Origin of the sequence: Acidovorax sp. sif1233, from assembly GCF_019218755.1 — a bacterium.
In the GTDB taxonomy this organism is placed as follows: Bacteria; Pseudomonadota; Gammaproteobacteria; order Burkholderiales; family Burkholderiaceae_C; genus Acidovorax.
This window is the reverse complement of the sequence record NZ_JAHUWZ010000003.1, coordinates 358,813-375,344: the sequence shown is the minus strand read 5'-3', so window position 1 is coordinate 375,344 and position 16,532 is coordinate 358,813. Positions and strand designations below refer to the sequence as shown.

At 68.2% G+C, this 16,532-nt stretch carries 15 protein-coding genes; 10 read left to right on the top strand and 5 right to left on the bottom strand.

Annotated features, from left to right (window positions below):
- Positions 1–64 precede the first annotated feature (64 nt).
- The 4 genes from KW843_RS13425 (at position 65) to KW843_RS13410 (ending at position 2,840) form a co-directional block, all read left to right on the top strand.
- The gene (locus KW843_RS13425) at positions 65–493 is read left to right on the top strand and encodes a TipAS antibiotic-recognition domain-containing protein (protein WP_255594729.1); all 429 of its coding nucleotides are present in this window, start codon (positions 65–67) and stop codon (positions 491–493) included.
- A gap of 16 nt (positions 494–509) precedes the next feature.
- Complete coding sequence (locus tag KW843_RS13420; protein WP_218295842.1) at positions 510–764, top strand: hypothetical protein; 255 nt, start codon at positions 510–512, stop codon at positions 762–764.
- 90 nt (positions 765–854) lie between these two features.
- Positions 855–1,151, top strand: a complete 297-nt coding sequence (locus KW843_RS13415; protein WP_218295630.1) for a GNAT family N-acetyltransferase — start codon at positions 855–857, stop codon at positions 1,149–1,151.
- Between the two features lie 186 nt (positions 1,152–1,337).
- A complete protein-coding gene (locus KW843_RS13410; protein WP_218295629.1) occupies positions 1,338–2,840 on the top strand; it encodes a diguanylate cyclase in 1,503 nt (500 codons plus the stop codon).
- Between the two features lie 19 nt (positions 2,841–2,859).
- Here KW843_RS13410 and KW843_RS13405 read toward each other — a convergent pair whose 3' ends face one another.
- From KW843_RS13405 to KW843_RS13390, 4 genes are read right to left on the bottom strand one after another with little or no spacing between them, the layout of a single operon-like run.
- Positions 2,860–3,963, bottom strand: coding sequence for an alpha/beta hydrolase (locus tag KW843_RS13405; protein WP_218295628.1), 1,104 nt, complete (start codon positions 3,961–3,963; stop codon positions 2,860–2,862).
- 55 nt (positions 3,964–4,018) lie between these two features.
- Positions 4,019–5,107, bottom strand: coding sequence for an alpha/beta fold hydrolase (locus KW843_RS13400; RefSeq protein ID WP_218295627.1), 1,089 nt, complete (start codon positions 5,105–5,107; stop codon positions 4,019–4,021).
- 2 nt (positions 5,108–5,109) lie between these two features.
- Complete coding sequence (locus tag KW843_RS13395) at positions 5,110–6,342, bottom strand: carboxymuconolactone decarboxylase family protein (protein ID WP_218295626.1); 1,233 nt, start codon at positions 6,340–6,342, stop codon at positions 5,110–5,112.
- A gap of 9 nt (positions 6,343–6,351) precedes the next feature.
- Positions 6,352–7,203, bottom strand: a complete 852-nt coding sequence (locus KW843_RS13390; RefSeq protein ID WP_255591097.1) for an aldo/keto reductase — start codon at positions 7,201–7,203, stop codon at positions 6,352–6,354.
- A 121-nt stretch (positions 7,204–7,324) separates the two neighbouring features.
- Here KW843_RS13390 and KW843_RS13385 point away from each other — a divergent pair, with 121 nt between their 5' ends.
- Complete coding sequence (locus tag KW843_RS13385) at positions 7,325–8,332, top strand: LysR family transcriptional regulator (RefSeq protein WP_218295625.1); 1,008 nt, start codon at positions 7,325–7,327, stop codon at positions 8,330–8,332.
- Positions 8,333–8,578: 246 nt separating this feature from the next.
- Here KW843_RS13385 and KW843_RS13380 read toward each other — a convergent pair whose 3' ends face one another.
- Positions 8,579–9,490, bottom strand: a complete 912-nt coding sequence (locus tag KW843_RS13380) for a LysR family transcriptional regulator (RefSeq protein WP_218295624.1) — start codon at positions 9,488–9,490, stop codon at positions 8,579–8,581.
- A 239-nt stretch (positions 9,491–9,729) separates the two neighbouring features.
- Between KW843_RS13380 and KW843_RS13375 the strand changes: the two genes are divergently transcribed.
- The 5 genes from KW843_RS13375 (at position 9,730) to KW843_RS13355 (ending at position 16,460) form a co-directional block, all read left to right on the top strand.
- The gene (locus KW843_RS13375) at positions 9,730–11,265 is read left to right on the top strand and encodes an aldehyde dehydrogenase family protein (protein WP_218295623.1); all 1,536 of its coding nucleotides are present in this window, start codon (positions 9,730–9,732) and stop codon (positions 11,263–11,265) included.
- A gap of 23 nt (positions 11,266–11,288) precedes the next feature.
- The gene (locus tag KW843_RS13370) at positions 11,289–12,479 is read left to right on the top strand and encodes an FAD-binding oxidoreductase (protein ID WP_218295622.1); all 1,191 of its coding nucleotides are present in this window, start codon (positions 11,289–11,291) and stop codon (positions 12,477–12,479) included.
- A gap of 97 nt (positions 12,480–12,576) precedes the next feature.
- Entirely contained in the window at positions 12,577–13,488 is a 912-nt protein-coding gene (locus KW843_RS13365; protein WP_218295621.1) for an amino acid ABC transporter substrate-binding protein, read from the top strand.
- Entirely contained in the window at positions 13,485–14,711 is a 1,227-nt protein-coding gene (locus tag KW843_RS13360; RefSeq protein WP_218295620.1) for a pyridoxal phosphate-dependent aminotransferase, read from the top strand. Before KW843_RS13365 ends, KW843_RS13360 begins: the two co-directional genes overlap by 4 nt.
- Before the next feature lie 48 nt (positions 14,712–14,759).
- Positions 14,760–16,460 (top strand): thiamine pyrophosphate-binding protein, encoded by a 1,701-nt coding sequence (locus KW843_RS13355; RefSeq protein WP_218295619.1) that lies wholly within the window; start codon positions 14,760–14,762, stop codon positions 16,458–16,460.
- Positions 16,461–16,532 lie beyond the last annotated feature (72 nt).

Genomic DNA, 16,532 nt, shown 5'->3' with positions numbered 1-16,532 from the left:
GCAGTCCGCCCCGCTATAGTCCGCGCTCCCCCTGGCGGTTTGCGGGCCGGCGATGCACGCCGTGTTGACCGACCCGCCTCTTCAAGACAAGAAAAAAACGAACACCATGGGCCTGCAGCAGACCACCCCCGAATACCTCGACCAATGCCGCGCCGCGCAGCGGGCTGAGCAGGAGCAATCCCTGGCGGCCACCAACGACTGGGCGCACGTGGACAAGCCCCAGGTGCATGCCGACTTCGCTGCGTTCTACCAGGAGCTGGGACCGCTGATCGATGCGCACGCCCCTGAATCCGAGGCCATCCAGGCCCTGATGGAAAAGCACTTTTCCATCGTCGCGCGTTTTTACGTGCCGTCGCGCGACGCTTATGTGGGCACCGTGCTGTTCTATGCCGACAATGCCGACATGAAGGCGTTTCACAATGCCTACCACCCGCGCATGGTGGAGTTCCTGGGCGACGCCGCGTTCGTCTACGCGCTGCAGAACCTGCAATAGCGCTCCCTGGAGGCCCATGCAACCCCATGCCACGCCGGCGCAGCCACCCGCGAGCGGCGCACTGGAACCCTTTGCTCCCGTGTGCGGCGCCCTGGCCGAAGCGCTGCGGGACGATGCGTTCTATCAGGCCGTCACCATCGACCACGCGGCCGACCCCGCCCTGCGGCACCGTGTGCTGGCCCACTACTTCGCGCTGGCCTTGGACGAGGCCCGCGCCGTGGGCGAGGTGCATGTGTCGGGCGCCGACGGCGCCGCCCTCTGGCTGACCTAGGAGGCCACGGCCAGCGCGCAGGCCCTGCACGGCGAGCGCCGCACCCAGGGGCTTTCCCGGCTGCTCGGGCCCACAGGTTTCGCCAACTATGTGCGCATCGCCGCCGCCATGGAGGAGCAGGTGCCCGGCGACCTGCGGGGTGCGTGGTACCTGTCCATCCTGGGCGTGCGCCCTGCTGCGCAGGGCCAGGGGCTGGCGCAGGGACTGCTGCGGCTGACGCTGGCCCGCGCAGACCTGGCGCGCGCCCTCTGCTTTCTGGAAACCTTCAACCCGCTCAGCCTGCCGTTCTACCGGCGCCTGGGGTTCACGCGCACGGTGGAGTGCGTGGAACCGGTCTCTGGCCGCACGTACTGGCTGATGGTGCGCGAGGCCGCGCGGCGCCCCTGAAGGCGCGCAAGCCCAGGCACGCACGCACGCCACCGCCCGCGCGGCGGGTCTTTGAAAGGTGGGGTTTCATCCCAGTAGCAAAGCCACCACCAATCACTTAGTATGGTCCGCAGAGGGGTAGAGGCCAGCCAGGCCGCCGATCTGTCCTGACGTTTGCTGGGTGTGCTGGTGGGTGGAAATGAATCGATGAAGCGTGATGTTCGCCTGGCAGTGCTGCTGCTGACCGTTGTGTACCTCTCGGTGGCTGCCGCCACCGCCTGGCAGATGTGGTCGGCGCGGGAGCGCTCGCTGGCCGAAATCGACACCCAGAACCTCAACCTGGCGCAGACCCTCAACACCTACACCGAAGGCGTCATCACGCAAAGCGCCATGCTGCTGCTGGGCATCGTGGAGCGGCTGGAGGAAGAGGGCACCGGCCCCCAGCACATGCAGCGCCTGCAGCGGCTGATCGACCAGCAGGAACATTTGCTGACCCAGCTCAATGGCATCGTCATCTATGGCGCCACCGGCGACTGGCTCATGTCTTCGGCCGGGCGCTTGCCGGCCCAGGCCAACAGCACGGACAGGGCCTTCTTTGCCCACCACCGCGACAGCGCGTCGCGCGAGCCCTTCATCGGGCCGGCCATCCGGAGCCGCTCCACCGGCGACTGGGTCATCACCATCAGCCAGCGCTTCGAGGACAAGGACAGGCGCTTTGGCGGCGTGGTGGTGGTGAGCCTGGGCATCAAGAGCTTTCTGGAGCTGTTCGGCAAGATCGACGTGGGCGACCAAGGCGCCATCGGGCTGTCGACCACGGGCGGGCAGATGCTCGTTCGCTATCCCTACCGCGAGCAGGACCTGGGCCGCGACTTCTCCAAATCGGCCAATTTCCAGCGCGTCTACTCCGGCGCCGTGTCGGGCACGGCCTCGTTCAAGTCCGGCATCGACGGAACGCAGCGGCTGTACGCCTTTCGCAAGAGCGACCGGTATCCCGTGGTCACCACCGTGGCGGTGGGCAAGGAAGAAGCCCTGTCCGGCTGGCGGCATCAGGCGCTGCTCACTGCGGCCGTCGTCGGTGCCTTGCTCCTGGGCATCGCGGTCATCGGCTGGCGGCTGCTGCTCGACATCCGCCGCCGGACCCGCGCCGAGGCCTCCCTCGTGGCTGCGCGCGAGGATCTGATGCGGGTGAACCAGAAGCTGGAGGCGCTGGCCGCGCAAGACCAGCTCACGGGCCTGGCCAATCGCCGCTGCTTCGACGAAACCCTGAACATGGAGTGCCGCCGCGCGAGCCGGCAGGGGACGCCGCTGTCCCTGCTGCTCATCGATATCGACTACTTCAAGGGTTTCAACGACACCTACGGCCATGTGGCGGGCGATGCCTGCCTGCAGGCGGTGTCGAAATGCCTGGTGCAGTACGCCAAACGCCCCGGTGACCTCGTGGCGCGCTACGGCGGGGAAGAACTGGCGATCATTCTTCCCGGCACGGATCTTCAGGGCGCGCGCATTGTGGCGGAGGTCGTGCGGGAGCGGATCGAGGCGCTGGCCATCGCGCACAGCGGCAGCTCGTGGGGCTGCGTCACGGTGAGCGTGGGAGCCGCCACGATGGCAGGGCCTTACGCGCAGGGGTGCGAGCGGCAACTGATCGAGGCGGCGGATGGCGGGCTGTACCGGGCCAAGGCGTCAGGGCGCAATCGGGTGGAAGCGCCGTGAAGACGGGGTTCTTTCCGGATCACAAGGTCCTGGCGTAGAACGGAATCAGCTGGCCCATCGCGGCTTCCACATACTGGGGCACCCAGTAGGTCTCGATGTGCGTGGCGCCTTCGATCTTGAACAGTTCCTTGTCCTTCGCGCCCGTGGCCTTGGCGAACGCATCTTCGGTCATGTACAAGCTGTCAGCCTTGCTGCCCGCGATCATCAGCAGCGGTTGCTGGATCAGTTCGATCTCCTCGGTGGCATCCCAGCGCATCAGGTCCATCAAGCTGCTCGTGGTGTATTTGAACGTGGAGCCCGGATGCGCATGGGTGCGCCAGTAGTATTCGTAGCCCTGCCGGTACATCTCGAATGGCAACGCCGCAATCTGCGCATCCGTCATGTCGGCATCGCCCGAATAGAGAACCTTGCCTCCCGCCTTCTCCTGGGCGCGCGCATCCGACGCGTCCTTCAAGCGCTTCTGGATCGTATCCAGCTGGGAGTCGGAAAACCCGTTGCGGCGGACCCGTCCGGAGTTGAACATGCTGAGCGTCGCCAGCGTCTTGAAGCGCTTGTCTGACTTCGCTGCCGACAGCGCATAGCCGCCGCCACCACAAATGCCGAGCAGTCCCAGGCGCGCCGCATCGACACCTGGATAGCGGGTGATGAAGTCGGCCGCACCGTGAATGTCCTCCGTGCGAAATTGCGGCTTGTCCGTGCTGCGTGGCTGGCCGCCGCTGCCGCCCTGATACGCCGCGTCCATCGCGATCGTGATGTAGCCCTGCTCCGCCAGGTGCTGGGCATACAGGCCGGCGACCTGCTCCTTCACGCCGCCGTTCGGGTGCGCCACGACGATCGCGGGGTATTTTTTCTTGGGATCGTGGTTCGCCGGGGTGTAGACGTTGGCGACGATGTCCAGGCCGTTGAGCTTGTACTTCACCGGGCGGATGTGGACCTTGCCCGGCTCGTTCTTCGTGATCGCGCTGGCATAGACCAGCGTGAAGGGATTCTTGCTGCCGCCACCAGCGGCGACAGCGGAGGTGGGTGTGGCCATGGCGGGAACACCGATGGCGGCGGCTGAGATGGCAAGGGCCGAGGTCCCAAGGAACTCGCGGCGCTTTTCATTGACGGCTTCGTGTTTCATTCAAGCTCCAATCATTTTTGTGGTCTGCCTGCGCGGTATGGCGCGGCCGGGTACATCAGTCCAGCTTCTTGTGGGCCAGAAACTGCGACACCAGCTGCGCGATCTGCAGGTTGTTCAAGTCGGACATCAGGAAGTGCGTGTTGCCGCGCACTCCAATCTCCGGAAGGTGCACCAGCCGGGCGTCGCCGCCGTGCCTGTTGACGGCGTCGACCCACAGCCGGGCCATGGCCAGCCGCACGCGCCAGTTGTCCTGGCCGCGCTCCGGGGTGGGCTCGACCGGGAAGTTGTCGCCGTAGTAGATGGTGATCGGGAGCCGGGTGAGCTTCAGGAAGTCCGGCATCGGTACCGCCTCGGGCGACAGCGTCCCGGCCGCACTGGGCATGGCCGGGGGCAACTCGCCCCGCGGAAAGATGAAGCCGCTGCCCGGCTCGAAAGCGACGATCGCCTTGACGTTCGGGTTCTTGATTGCCGCCAGCCAGCCGGGGCCGCCGGCTTGCGAATGCGTGAACAGGATCGCCGGGCCGATTTTGGTGAACAGCGCCGACAGGGCGTCTGCTACCACGCCGGCGTCGTAGGGGCCGGTGTTGGGCGTGACTGAGCGGAAGAACTGCTCCAGCGTCTCCGGCTTGCGGTCGAACTGGACATTGCCGAAGTAGTTCGGCCACTTGCCCATCCGGAACTGGTCGAAGAACAGCTGGTCGTTGGGTGCCGGCTCGATCGTTGCCGCGACCGTGCTGCTGCCGGCCCGGCCACGGCGCGGCTGGTCCACCACGTAGACCGGAAAGCCACGGCGCAGGAACAAGGTCTGAAAGCCCTCGCGCCCGTCCGCCGTGGTTTCCCAGCTGCGCGCGGACTGGAAGGCGCCATGCAGCATCACGATGGGCAATGCCTTCGGGTTCTGCGGCACCTGGTAGAAGGCATAGAGGTGGTCGCCGTGGAAACTCTGGCCCGAAGCGCCCGGCTTGTTGTTGTCGTAGTTTCCGGGGGTTTTCTGCACGGTCCCGCCGACGGCGAAGCTCCCCTGGGCCTGGATCACCAGCGGACCAGGGACGTTGCCGGTGCCCTGGGGAGGAGGGGTTGCGCAGCCGGTGATGAGCGCCGGCAGGGCAAGGGCGGCGGCCCGCAGGATTCGGTGGGTGTCCATGTTCAACCTTTCGATGCGGCGGCAACCGCCTGCGTGAGCGCGTCTTGGGCGCGATGGGCGGCATCTGGATCGCCCTGTTCTGCCAGCACCTGCACCAGTTGCCGCAGCTGCGTGGCACTCGGGCCCACGCGCAGGCTGGCCCGCAGGTGCGAGCGCAACTGGGCCTCCACGCCCGGCATGGCGGCGAGCGCGCCGACCGTGGCCAGTTCGCGGCTTTGCCAGTCGAGGTTGTCGCGCTCGAAGATGTCGCCGAACAAGTGGGCCTGCAGGAACTGGTTGATGACGGGCGCGAAGTCGAACAGCGGGCCCTGCACCGGCCCGCCGGAGATCGCGGTCTGGTTCGCCTTGCCGGCCGCCACCAGTTCATCGCCGGTGGCGATGCGGCGTCCGGGTTCGCGGCCCGGTGCGTCCTGGATGCCGCGCTGCCTGCGTTCCTGCACGACCTTCATCAGTTCGCCAAGCGCGTTGAGGCTCTTGGGGAACCCCGCATAGGCGTAAAGCTGCACCAGAACTTCCTTGGCCTCGCTGACCGTCATGCCCGCATCCAGCCCCTGGTTCAAGGCCGTGTTGAGCCGGGGCATGTTGCTGGCCGCCGCAAAGGACGCCATCAGGGGGATGGCCTGCTGCCTGGCCGACAGGACTTCGCTGGCGGGCTGTGCATGCGCCGCTGCCCGCGGGGGCACGATGTGCTGGCCGGCGTGTCCAGCCGGCATCGCGGCGGGAGCCGCCGCGGCCAGGCCCGCGCTGGCCAGGGCGGCCTCGTAGTCCTGATCGCTGACCTTGTCTTTCCAGGCCACCGAGGTGCCGTCTTCCTTTTCGGCGATGGCGACATGGGCCATGGGGCCGCCGGGGCCCGCGCCGTGCCAGTGGCGCACGTTGGCGGGGATGCCGACCACGTCGCCGGGGCGGATCCACTGGGCCGGTTGCCCCGCCTGCTGCACCAGGCCCAGGCCGGCCGTGACCACGAGCGTCTGTCCCAGGGGATGGGTGTGCCAGGCCGTGCGGGCCCGGGCCTCGAAACGCACCGTTGCGCCGCCGGCCTTTCCCGGCGGCAGCGCCTGAAACGGCGTGCTGATCTCGACGGTGCCCGTGAAGGTCTCCGGCGCCCCGGTCGCGGCGGGCGACGGCGCGGCCGTGCGGACGGCAACGGCGGGCGCGGCGCTTTCCGGTCCGGGCCGCTGCGCGCTCGCCACGGTGGCTGCGCCGCACAGGGCGAGGCAAAGCAGTGTCTTCATGCGCATGGCTCAGAGGTCGAGCTTGCGCCCGGCCATCCACTGGACGATGGCGGGATCGCGGTGGGAGAAGAAACTGCTGGTGCGGGTGTCGAGCGTGGCAATGCGCGCCATGTCCGCGGCATCGAGCTCGAAGTCGAGGATGGCGATGTTCTCCGCCATGCGTTCCCTGCGCACCGACTTGGCCAGGGTGGCGATGCCGCGCTGGGCCAGCCAGCGCAGCACGACCTGGCCCACGGATTTGCCGTGGCGCCTGCCGATGTCGGTGAGCACCTCGTTCTCGAACAGGTTGTTGCGCCCTTCCGCAAACGGTGCCCAGGCCTGGGCCTGCACGCCGATTTCCCGCATGAAGGCGGCGCTCTCGATCTGCTGCAGGAACGGGTTCACCTCCACCTGGTTGACGGCCGGTGCGATCTGGTTGAACGCCTGGATGTCCATCAGTCGGTCGGGGTGGAAATTGCTGACGCCGATGGCACGCAGCTTGCCCGCGCGGCAGGCTTCCTCCATTGCGCGCCAGGCGCCATGCACGTCGCCGAATGGCTGGTGGATGAGGTAGAGGTCCAGATAGTCCACCTGCAGGCGGCGCAGCGATGTGTCGATGGCCCGCTGTGTGCGCTCGTAGCCGGCGTCCTGAACCCAGAGCTTGGTCGTCACGAAAAGCTGGGCCCGCGCCACGCCGCTGGCCTTCAGGCCCTTGCCGACCGCTTCCTCGTTCAGGTAGGACGCCGCGGTGTCGATCAAGCGGTAGCCGGCCTGGATGGCGTCGATCACGCAGCGTTCGCATTCCTGCGCATCGGGAATCTGGAAGACACCGAAGCCCAGGACGGGCATCTGGACGCCATTGTTCAAGGTGAGGTGTTGCAAGGTGGGTTTCCGCGGGGGACGATGGGGCGAAGTCTAGGAACTGGACTCACATCCGGATAGTGGTAAATAGGTTGCTGGATTCGCATCCAAATGGAGACAATGCCGGCAGGAGGAAGCAGCCATGGCCATCAACGAACTCCGCTCCGTATCCACCTTCATCAAGGCCGCGGAGCTGGGCAGCCTGCGCAAGGCGGCACACGCGCTCGACATCAGCCCGCAGGCGGCGAGCAAGGCGCTGGCGCAACTGGAGGAACACCTGGACGCGAGGCTGTTCCATCGCACGACGCGGGTGATGTCGCTGACCGATGCAGGGCAGCGCCTGCTGGAGGACGTGCAGCCCGCGTTGCTGGGCGTGCAGCGCGCCCTGCAAAACGCGCGGACGGCCAGGGACGAATTCGCCGGGCCCTTGCGCATAGCCGGCCCTCGCACGGCTTTTCAGCCCATCCTCTGGCGCCTGGTGGAGGAGTTCTGTGAACGGCACCCCGGCATCCAGCCCGACGTGCTCCTGGACGACCGGGTGGGCAACTGGGTCGAGGACCGGGTGGACGTTGGCTTTCGCCTGGGCGCCTCGCCGCATGAAGGGGTCATCGCCCGCAAGCTGTTCCCGTTGCAGATGGTCATTTGCGGAGCACCGGCGTATTTGCAGCGCTTTGGCGTGCCGGACTCGCTGGCGGCCCTGGCCGCCCACCGCTGCAGCGCTTTCCGCCACCCCGGCACGGGCAAGGTCGCCCCCTGGCATGTGAAGCTGGGGGAGCAGACCGTGGACCAGCCGGTCGTGCCCGCCATCTGCAGCAATGACGAAGTCTTCGAGCTGCAGGCCGTGCTGGCGGGCAAGGTCCTGGGGCAGCTGGCGGGCGTGACCGCGGCGCCCTATATCCGTTCGGGGCAGCTGGTCCCCGTCCTGCGCGACCACATGCCCGATTTCGCCAGCTACTTTGTGTACTTCGGCAGCAGGACGTCGCAGCCTGCGCGCGCCCGGGCGTTCATCGACCTGGCCGTGGAACGCCTCACCAACAACCCGCAGTACGTATTGAACGACAAGGAACTGGCGGGGGCGGATCGCCGGGCCGGCCGCACCGCGCGCAAGCCGGCGGGAACCGCCAGCAGCCGGGCAGTGCGGCCCGCCTGAAGCCGCTGCCTGGTTTCCGCTAGGGGTTTTGTGCAGGGCCGATCGAGCCGCCCGCGCCGGGCCTTGGCGGACTTCCGCTGGTGGACGGGCGCTGAATGACGGCCTGCCGGTGCGCGGCCCGGGCGCCGGATACCCGGTGCTGCCACTTCACTTTTCATAGCTGCCAGCGCTTTAGCCACAAGGGCTGGAGGCATTTTTATTCAAAAATTCCATGGACCCGGTGGTGCAGGGGCGTCGCGCCGGTCCTCAGCCTTGGGCTTGCCGCTGGCCTGCGCATTCCCCCACCACCCAGTCCCTGAACGCCTTCACCAGCGGCGTCTGCGCGCGCGCCTCCGGGTACACGAGGTAGTACGCATCGGTGCTGGTCAGTACCGTGCCCGACAGCTCCACCAGGCTGCCCGCCGCCAGCTCCTGCTCGATCAGGAAACGCGGCAGCAGCGCCGCGCCCAGGTGCGAGACGGCGGCCTGGGCGATCATGGCGAAGTGTTCGGACTGGGGGCCGCGCAGGGCCAGGGCCGTGGGGGCGCCCACCAGCTCGAACCACTCGGCCCACTGGGTGGGGCGCGTGCTTTGCTGCAGCAGCACCACGCGGGTCAGATCCTGTGGCGTGCGGATGTGGTGGCGGTCGCGGTAGGCGGGGCTGCACACGGGCACCGTCTCTTCGTGCATCAGGTATTCGCACACGGCACCCGCCCAGTGCGGCGCACCGAAGTGGATGGCCGCGTCGAACGGTGTTCCCGCGAAATCAAAGGGCTCGGTGCGGGCCGAAAAATTGACCATGGCCTCGGGGTGCTGGGCCATGAAGCCGCCCAGGCGTGGTATGAGCCAGCGGGTGCCCAGCGTGGGCAGCACGGCCAGGTTGAGCAGGCCGTCGGTGCTCGCGAACGCCATGGCCTTCTGCGTGCTGGCCGACAGCTGCTGCAGCACGGCCAGCACGTCGGCGGCGTAGACGCGGCCCGCGTCGGTGAGCACCACGCGCTGGCGCACGCGGTGGAAGAGGGCGGTGCCCAGTTGCTCCTCCAGCTGGCGGATCTGGCGTGACACGGCGCTTTGCGTGAGGTGCAGCTCCTCGGCCGCGCGCGACACGCTCTGGTGGCGGGCAGCCGTTTCAAAGGCCAGCAGATCGGCGGTGGATGGCAGGAAGGAGCGGCGCAGCATGGTCATGCGTGGGGGGAATGATCGGTGGTGGCCCAGGCAAGGCCTTTCAAGTCCGTGGCACTGATGCGGTGTGCGGTGCGGGTCCCTGCTATTTTCAGGTACTTCATTCCAATTTGTGATCAAGTAGTTCCATTTTTTTGCTATCCAGCGCGGCAGGATTGGCGGATATTGGCGCCTTCATTGCGTGTTTTCTCCTGCGCTGCCCCTTTTTCCTGCCCTTCTGATCCTTGCGAGCCGCCATGTCCGCCACCCCTGCCGCCACCCCCCTCGTGACCGAAGTCGATCAATTGCTGCAACGCCTGGGCGTGCCCCGCGCGGGCTACACCGGTGGCACGCTGGCCGCCCGCTCGCCCATCACGGGCGAGGTGCTGGCCCGGGTGCCGCAGCACGGCCCCGCCGAGGCGACCGCCGCCATCGGCCGTGCGCATGCGGCCTTCCAGGCCTGGCGCAACGTGCCTGCGCCGCGCCGGGGCGAGCTGGTGCGCCTGCTGGGCGAAGAGCTGCGCGCCGCCAAGGCGGACCTGGGACTGCTCGTCACCATCGAGGCGGGCAAGATTCCGTCCGAAGGCCTGGGCGAGGTGCAGGAGATGATCGACATCTGCGACTTCGCGGTGGGCCTGTCGCGCCAGCTGTACGGCCTGACGATTGCCACCGAGCGCCCCGGCCACCGCATGATGGAAACCTGGCACCCGCTGGGCGTGTGCGGCGTGATCTCGGCCTTCAACTTCCCGGTGGCCGTGTGGTCGTGGAACGCGGCGCTGGCGCTGGTGTGTGGTGATTCGGTGGTGTGGAAGCCGTCCGAAAAGACCCCGCTCACGGCCCTGGCCACGCACGCCATCGCGCAGCGTGCCATCGCGCGGTTTGGTGCCGACGCGCCCGAAGGCCTGCTGGAGCTGATCGTGGGCCAGCGCGACATTGGCGAGGTGCTGGTGGATGACGCCCGCGTGCCCGTGCTGTCAGCCACGGGCTCCACCGCCATGGGCCGCGCGGTGGGCCCGCGCCTGGCGGCACGTTTTGCGCGCGGCATCCTGGAGCTGGGCGGCAACAATGCCGCCATCGTGGCCCCCACGGCCGACCTGGACCTGGCGCTGCGCGGCATCGCGTTCGCCGCCATGGGCACGGCGGGCCAGCGCTGCACCACGCTGCGCCGCCTGTTCGTGCACGACAGCATCTACGATCAGTTGGTCCCCCAGCTGGCCAAGGTGTACGCCAACGTGCAGGTGGGCGACCCGCGCACCGCCGGCACGCTGGTGGGCCCGCTGATCGACCGCATGGCCTTTGAAGGCATGCAAAAGGCGCTGGAACAAAGCCGTGCGCTGGGTGCCGCGGTGCACGGCGGCGGCCGCGTGGAAGGTTTGGGTGGTGCGGACGCGTACTACGTGCGCCCTGCCCTGGTGGAGCTGCAAAGGCATGACGGCCCCGCGCTGCACGAAACCTTCGCGCCCATCCTGTACGTGGTGCGCTACAGCACGCTGGACGAGGCCATCGCGATGAACAACGCCGTGGGCGCGGGCCTGTCGTCGTCGATCTTCACGCTCAATGTGCGCGAGGCCGAGCTGTTCATGTCGGCAGCCGGCTCGGACTGCGGCATTGCCAACGTGAACATCGGCCCGAGCGGCGCGGAAATCGGCGGCGCGTTTGGCGGCGAGAAGGAAACCGGCGGCGGGCGCGAGGCGGGCTCCGACAGCTGGAAAGCCTACATGCGCAGGGCGACGAACACCATCAACTATTCCACGGCACTGCCGCTGGCGCAGGGCGTGACCTTCGACGTGTGAGCAGCGCAGTGGCAAGCGCTTTCATGCCGGCTGAAACGCCACCCATCGTCGTCATCGGTGGCGGCGTCATCGGCAGCGCCATCGCGTACTTCCTCACGCTGCAGCAGCCGGGCTGCACGGTGGTGGTGGTCGAGCGGGACCCGACCTATGCGCGCGCATCGTCCGCGCTGTCGGCCAGCTCCATCCGCCAGCAGTTCTCCACCGACATCAATGTCCAGATCTCGGCCTATGGCATCGGCTTTCTGCGCAATGTGAACGCGCTGCTGGCCTGCAACGGCGACGCGCCGGATGTGGGCCTGCACGAGGGCGGCTATCTGTACCTGGCCACCCAGGCGGGCGAGGCCACGCTGCGCGAGAACCATGCGCTGCAAAAGCGGCACGGCGCCGATGTGGCGCTGCTCGGCCCGCAGCAGCTGGCCGGGCGCTTTCCGTGGCTGGCGCTGCAGGACGTGGTGCTGGGGTCGCTCGGGCTGTCGGGCGAGGGCTGGTTCGACGGCTACCTGCTGCTGAGCGCGCTGCGCAAGAAGGCGCAGAGCCAGGGCGTGCGCTACGTGGCCGATGAGGCCGTGGGCCTGGACCTGGTGGCTAGCGATGGCGTGCGGCATGTGCGTGCCGTCAGCCTGAAAAGCGGTGGCGAGCTGCCGTGCCGCTTTGCGGTGAACGCGGGTGGCCCCTGGGCCGCGGCCATCGCGGGCTGGGCGGGCATCGGCCTGCCCGTGGTGGGCAAGCGCCGCACGGTGTTCCACCTGGCCAGCCCCGCGGCGCTGCCGGGCTGCCCGCTGCTCATCGACACCAGCGGCATCTGGCTGCGGCCCGAGGGCTCGGGCTTCATCTGCGGCTTTGCACCGCAGGCTGGCGACGATGCCGACTTTGCGCCGCTGGAGCCCGAGTACGACGCCTTCGACAACCATGTCTGGCCTGCCTTGGCGGAGCGCATTCCGGGATTCGAGGCGCTGCGCATGCAGGGCGCCTGGGCGGGCTACTACGAGATGAACACCTTCGACCACAACGCCATCGTGGGCCTGCACCCCGCGTGCGACAACCTGGTGTTCGCCAACGGTTTCTCGGGCCATGGCCTGCAGCAGTGCCCTGCCGTGGGGCGCGGCCTGGCCGAGCTGATGCTGACGGGCCGCTACCGGAGCCTGGACCTGGCGCCGCTGTCCATCGAACGCATCGCGCGCAACCAGCCGCTGCTGGAGAAGAACGTCATCTGAACCCAGGAGCCCCGCACCGGGGCCCCGCCCATCCGGCCCTCCCTTTTTTTCGACGCTTTCCCACCTGCCAACCACAACACAACCGGAGACAACGACCATGGCAATTTCCCGCAAGACATTCACCGCGCTCGCTGCAGGGCTCGCACTGGCCTGCACGGCCTTCGTGCCCGCGCAGGCGCAAACCGCCATGCCCACGCTGGAGAAGATCAAGGCATCGGGCAAGGCGGTGCTGGGCGTGCGCGAGACCTCGCCGCCCATGGCCTACGCGCTGGGCGCGAATGAAAAATACGTGGGCTACCACGTGGAGCTGTGCGAGCGCGTGCTCAAGGAAATCGTGCCCGACGCGAAGCTCGAGTACATGGCCGTGACGGCGCAGAACACGATGCCGCTGGTGCAGAACGGCACGCTGGACATCGGCTGCGGCCCCACCACCAACAACCTGGCGCGCCAGCAGCAGGTGGCTTTTGCCGTGACCACCTATGTGAGCGAGGTGCGCATGGCGGTGCGCAAGGATTCGGACCTGAAGTCCATCAGCCAGCTGGGCAACCGCACGATTGCGGCCTCCACCGGCACCACGGCCGTGCAGCTGCTGCGCAAGCAGGAGCGCACGCTGGGCGCACCCGTCAAGACGGTGCTGGGCAAGGACCACCACGAGAGCTTCATGCTGCTCGAATCCGGCCGCGCTGATGCGTTCGTGCTGGACGACAACCTGCTGGCGGGCCTGATCTCCAACTCCAAGGACCCGTCGGCCTACCGCATCGTGGGCGAGCCGCTGGGCGCCGAGCCGATCGCGCTGCTGTTCCGCAAGGACGACCCCACCTTCAAGGCCGCGGTGGACGGCGTGCTCACCCGGCTGATGCAGAGCGGCGAGATGGAAAAGATCTACACCAAGTGGTTCGTTAACCCCATTCCGCCCAAGAACATGAGCCTGAATTTGCCGCTGGGCACCACGCTGCGCCAGCTGTTCTCCGCACCCAACGACAAGCCCCTGGAGTCCTACCAGCAATGAACGCCGCCATCCCCGCCACAGCCTTTCGCGCGGCCGACCGCATCAGCGCCATCGGTGTGTCGGACATCGTGCGCATCACCCAGGCCGCCAATGAATTGAAGCGCCAGGGTCAGCCCGTGATCGTGCTGGGCCTGGGCGAGCCGGACTTCGACACGCCGATCCACATCCAGGAGGCCGCGCAGCGCGCCATGGCGCGGGGCGACACGCACTACACGGTGCTGGACGGCACGCCGGAGCTCAAGGCCGCGATCCAGCTCAAGTTCCGCCGCGACAACGGCCTCGCGTTCGCCACCCACGAGATCACTGTGGGCGCCGGTGCCAAGCAGGTCATCTACAACGCGCTGATGGCCAGCCTGAACCCGGGCGACGAGGTGATCCTGCCCGCGCCGTACTGGACCTCGTACGCCGACATGGTGCTGATCGCGGGCGGTGTGCCCGTGGTGGTGCCGTGCAGCGAAGACAACGGCTTTCGCATTACGGAGCAAGAGCTGGATGCCGCCATCACGCCGCGCACGCGCTGGGTGTTCATCAACTCGCCGTCCAACCCCAGCGGCACGGCCTACAGCGCCGAGCAACTGCGGCCCCTTCTGGAGGTGGTGCTGCGCCACCCGCGGGTGTGGGTGCTGGCGGACGACATCTACGAACACATCCTGTACGACGGCCATGCGTTCGCCACGCCGGTGGTCGTGCTGCCCGCGCTGCGCGAGCGCACGCTCACGGTGAACGGCGTGTCCAAGTCGTACGCCATGACGGGCTGGCGCATCGGCTACGGCGCGGGCCCGCGTGCGCTGATCGCGGCCATGGCGGTGGTGCAGAGCCAGGCGACGTCGTGCGCGTCGTCCATCAGCCAGGCGGCGGCGGTGGCGGCGCTCACCGGTCCGCAGGACGTGGTGGCCGAGCGCTGCCGCGAGTTCCAGGCGCGGCGCGACCTCGTGGTGGCTTCGCTCAACGCATCGCCGGGCCTGCGCTGCCGCGTGCCCGAGGGTGCGTTCTACACGTTTGCCAGCTGCGAAGGCGTGCTGGGCCGCACCACGCCGGGCGGCGCGCTGCTGCGCACGGACGCCGACTTTTGCGACTACCTGTTGCGCGAGTTCCACGTGGCCGTGGTGCCGGGCAGCGTGCTGGGGCTGGCGCCGTATTTCCGTATCTCGTACGCTGCCAGCATGGCCGACCTGCAGGAGGCCTGCACACGTATCCGCCGTGCGTGCGAGGCGCTGCGCTGACCCGCCTGTTTTCCTCGTTTGATATTTTCCCGTTCCGGACCTTTTGACATGACCACGCCTTCCACCTCCAGCCCCGCCCCAAGCCGCACCGGCGGCCAGATCCTGGTGCAGCAGCTCATCACCCATGGCGTCAAGCAGCTGTTCTGCGTGCCGGGCGAGAGCTACCTGGCCGTGCTCGATGCCCTGCACGATGCGGACATCGGCGTGACGGTGTGCCGCCAGGAAGGCGGCGCGGCCATGATGGCCGAGGCGCAGGGCAAGCTCACGGGTCAGCCGGGCATCTGCTTCGTGACGCGCGGGCCGGGCGCGACCAATGCGTCGGCCGGTGTGCACATCGCGCACCAGGACTCGACCCCGATGATCCTGTTCGTGGGCCAGGTGGCGCGCGGCGCCATGGGGCGCGAGGCGTTCCAGGAGCTCGACTACAGCGCGGTCTTCGGCACCATGGCCAAGTGGGTGGTGCAGATCGACGACCCGGCGCGCGTGCCCGAACTCATCTCGCGCGCCTTCCACGTTGCCACCTCGGGCCGCCCCGGCCCGGTGGTGGTGGCGCTGCCCGAAGACATGCTGACGGAGGCCGCCACCGTGGCCGACGCGCAGCCCTACCAGGTCACCGAGACCCACCCCGGCGCCGCGCAGATGGCCGAGCTGGCCCAGCGCCTGCAGGCCGCCCAGAGCCCCGTGGCCATCCTGGGCGGAAGCCGCTGGTCCGAGCAGGCGGTGCGCGAGTTCACGGCGTTTGCCGAGGCGTGGTCCATTCCGGTGTACTGCTCGTTCCGCCGGCAGATGCTGTTTGCCGCCACCCACGCCTGCTACGGCGGCGACCTGGGCCTGGGCGTGAACCCCAAGCTGCTGGCGCGCATCCGCGCGTCCGACCTGGTGCTGGTGGTGGGCGGGCGCCTGTCCGAAGTGCCGTCGCAGGGCTACGAGCTGTTCGGCATCCCCACGCCCACACAGCCCCTGGTGCATGTGCATGCCGATGCCGATGAACTGGGCAAGCTCTACCGCCCCACGCAGGCCATCCACGCCACGCCGCAGGCCTTCGCCGCGGCCTTGAACGCGGTGCGCCCCACGGCGCCGGTGCCGTGGAAGGCCCACACCGAAGCCGCCCATGCCGACTACCTGGCCTGGAGCGATACCGCGCCCATCCGCATCCCCGGTGATCTGCAGATGGGCCAGGTGATGCAGCACCTCAAGGACGTGCTGCCCGCCGACACCATCTTCTGCAACGGCGCGGGCAACTTCGCGACGTGGGTGCACCGCTTCTGGCCCTTCACCACCTATGCGAGCCAGCTCGCGCCCACCAGCGGGTCGATGGGCTACGGGCTGCCGGCCGGCGTGGGCGGCAAGCGCCTGTGGCCGCAGCGCGAGGTGGTGATCTTCGCGGGTGACGGCGACTTCCTGATGCACGGCCAGGAGTTCGCGACCGCCGTGCAGTACGGCCTGCCGATCATTGTGGTGCTGCTGGACAACGCCATGTACGGCACCATCCGCATGCACCAGGAGCGCGAGTACCCGGGCCGTGTGAGCGCCACGCAGCTCAAGAACCCCGACTTCAAGGCCTACGCCCAGGCCTTCGGCGGCCACGGCGAGCGCGTGGAGCGCACCGAAGACTTCGCCCCCGCGCTGGCCCGCGCGCGCGCCAGCGGCCTGCCCAGCGTGCTGCACTGCCTGATCGACCCCGAGGCGATCACTCCCACGGGAACGCTGCAGGGCCTGCGCAACGCGGCGCTCGCCAAGAAGCAATAGACACAATCAATACCGCAGCCCAAACCCTGTGGTCGGCCGGGCGGCTGACAGCAGGGTGTCTGCGCTTTTGCG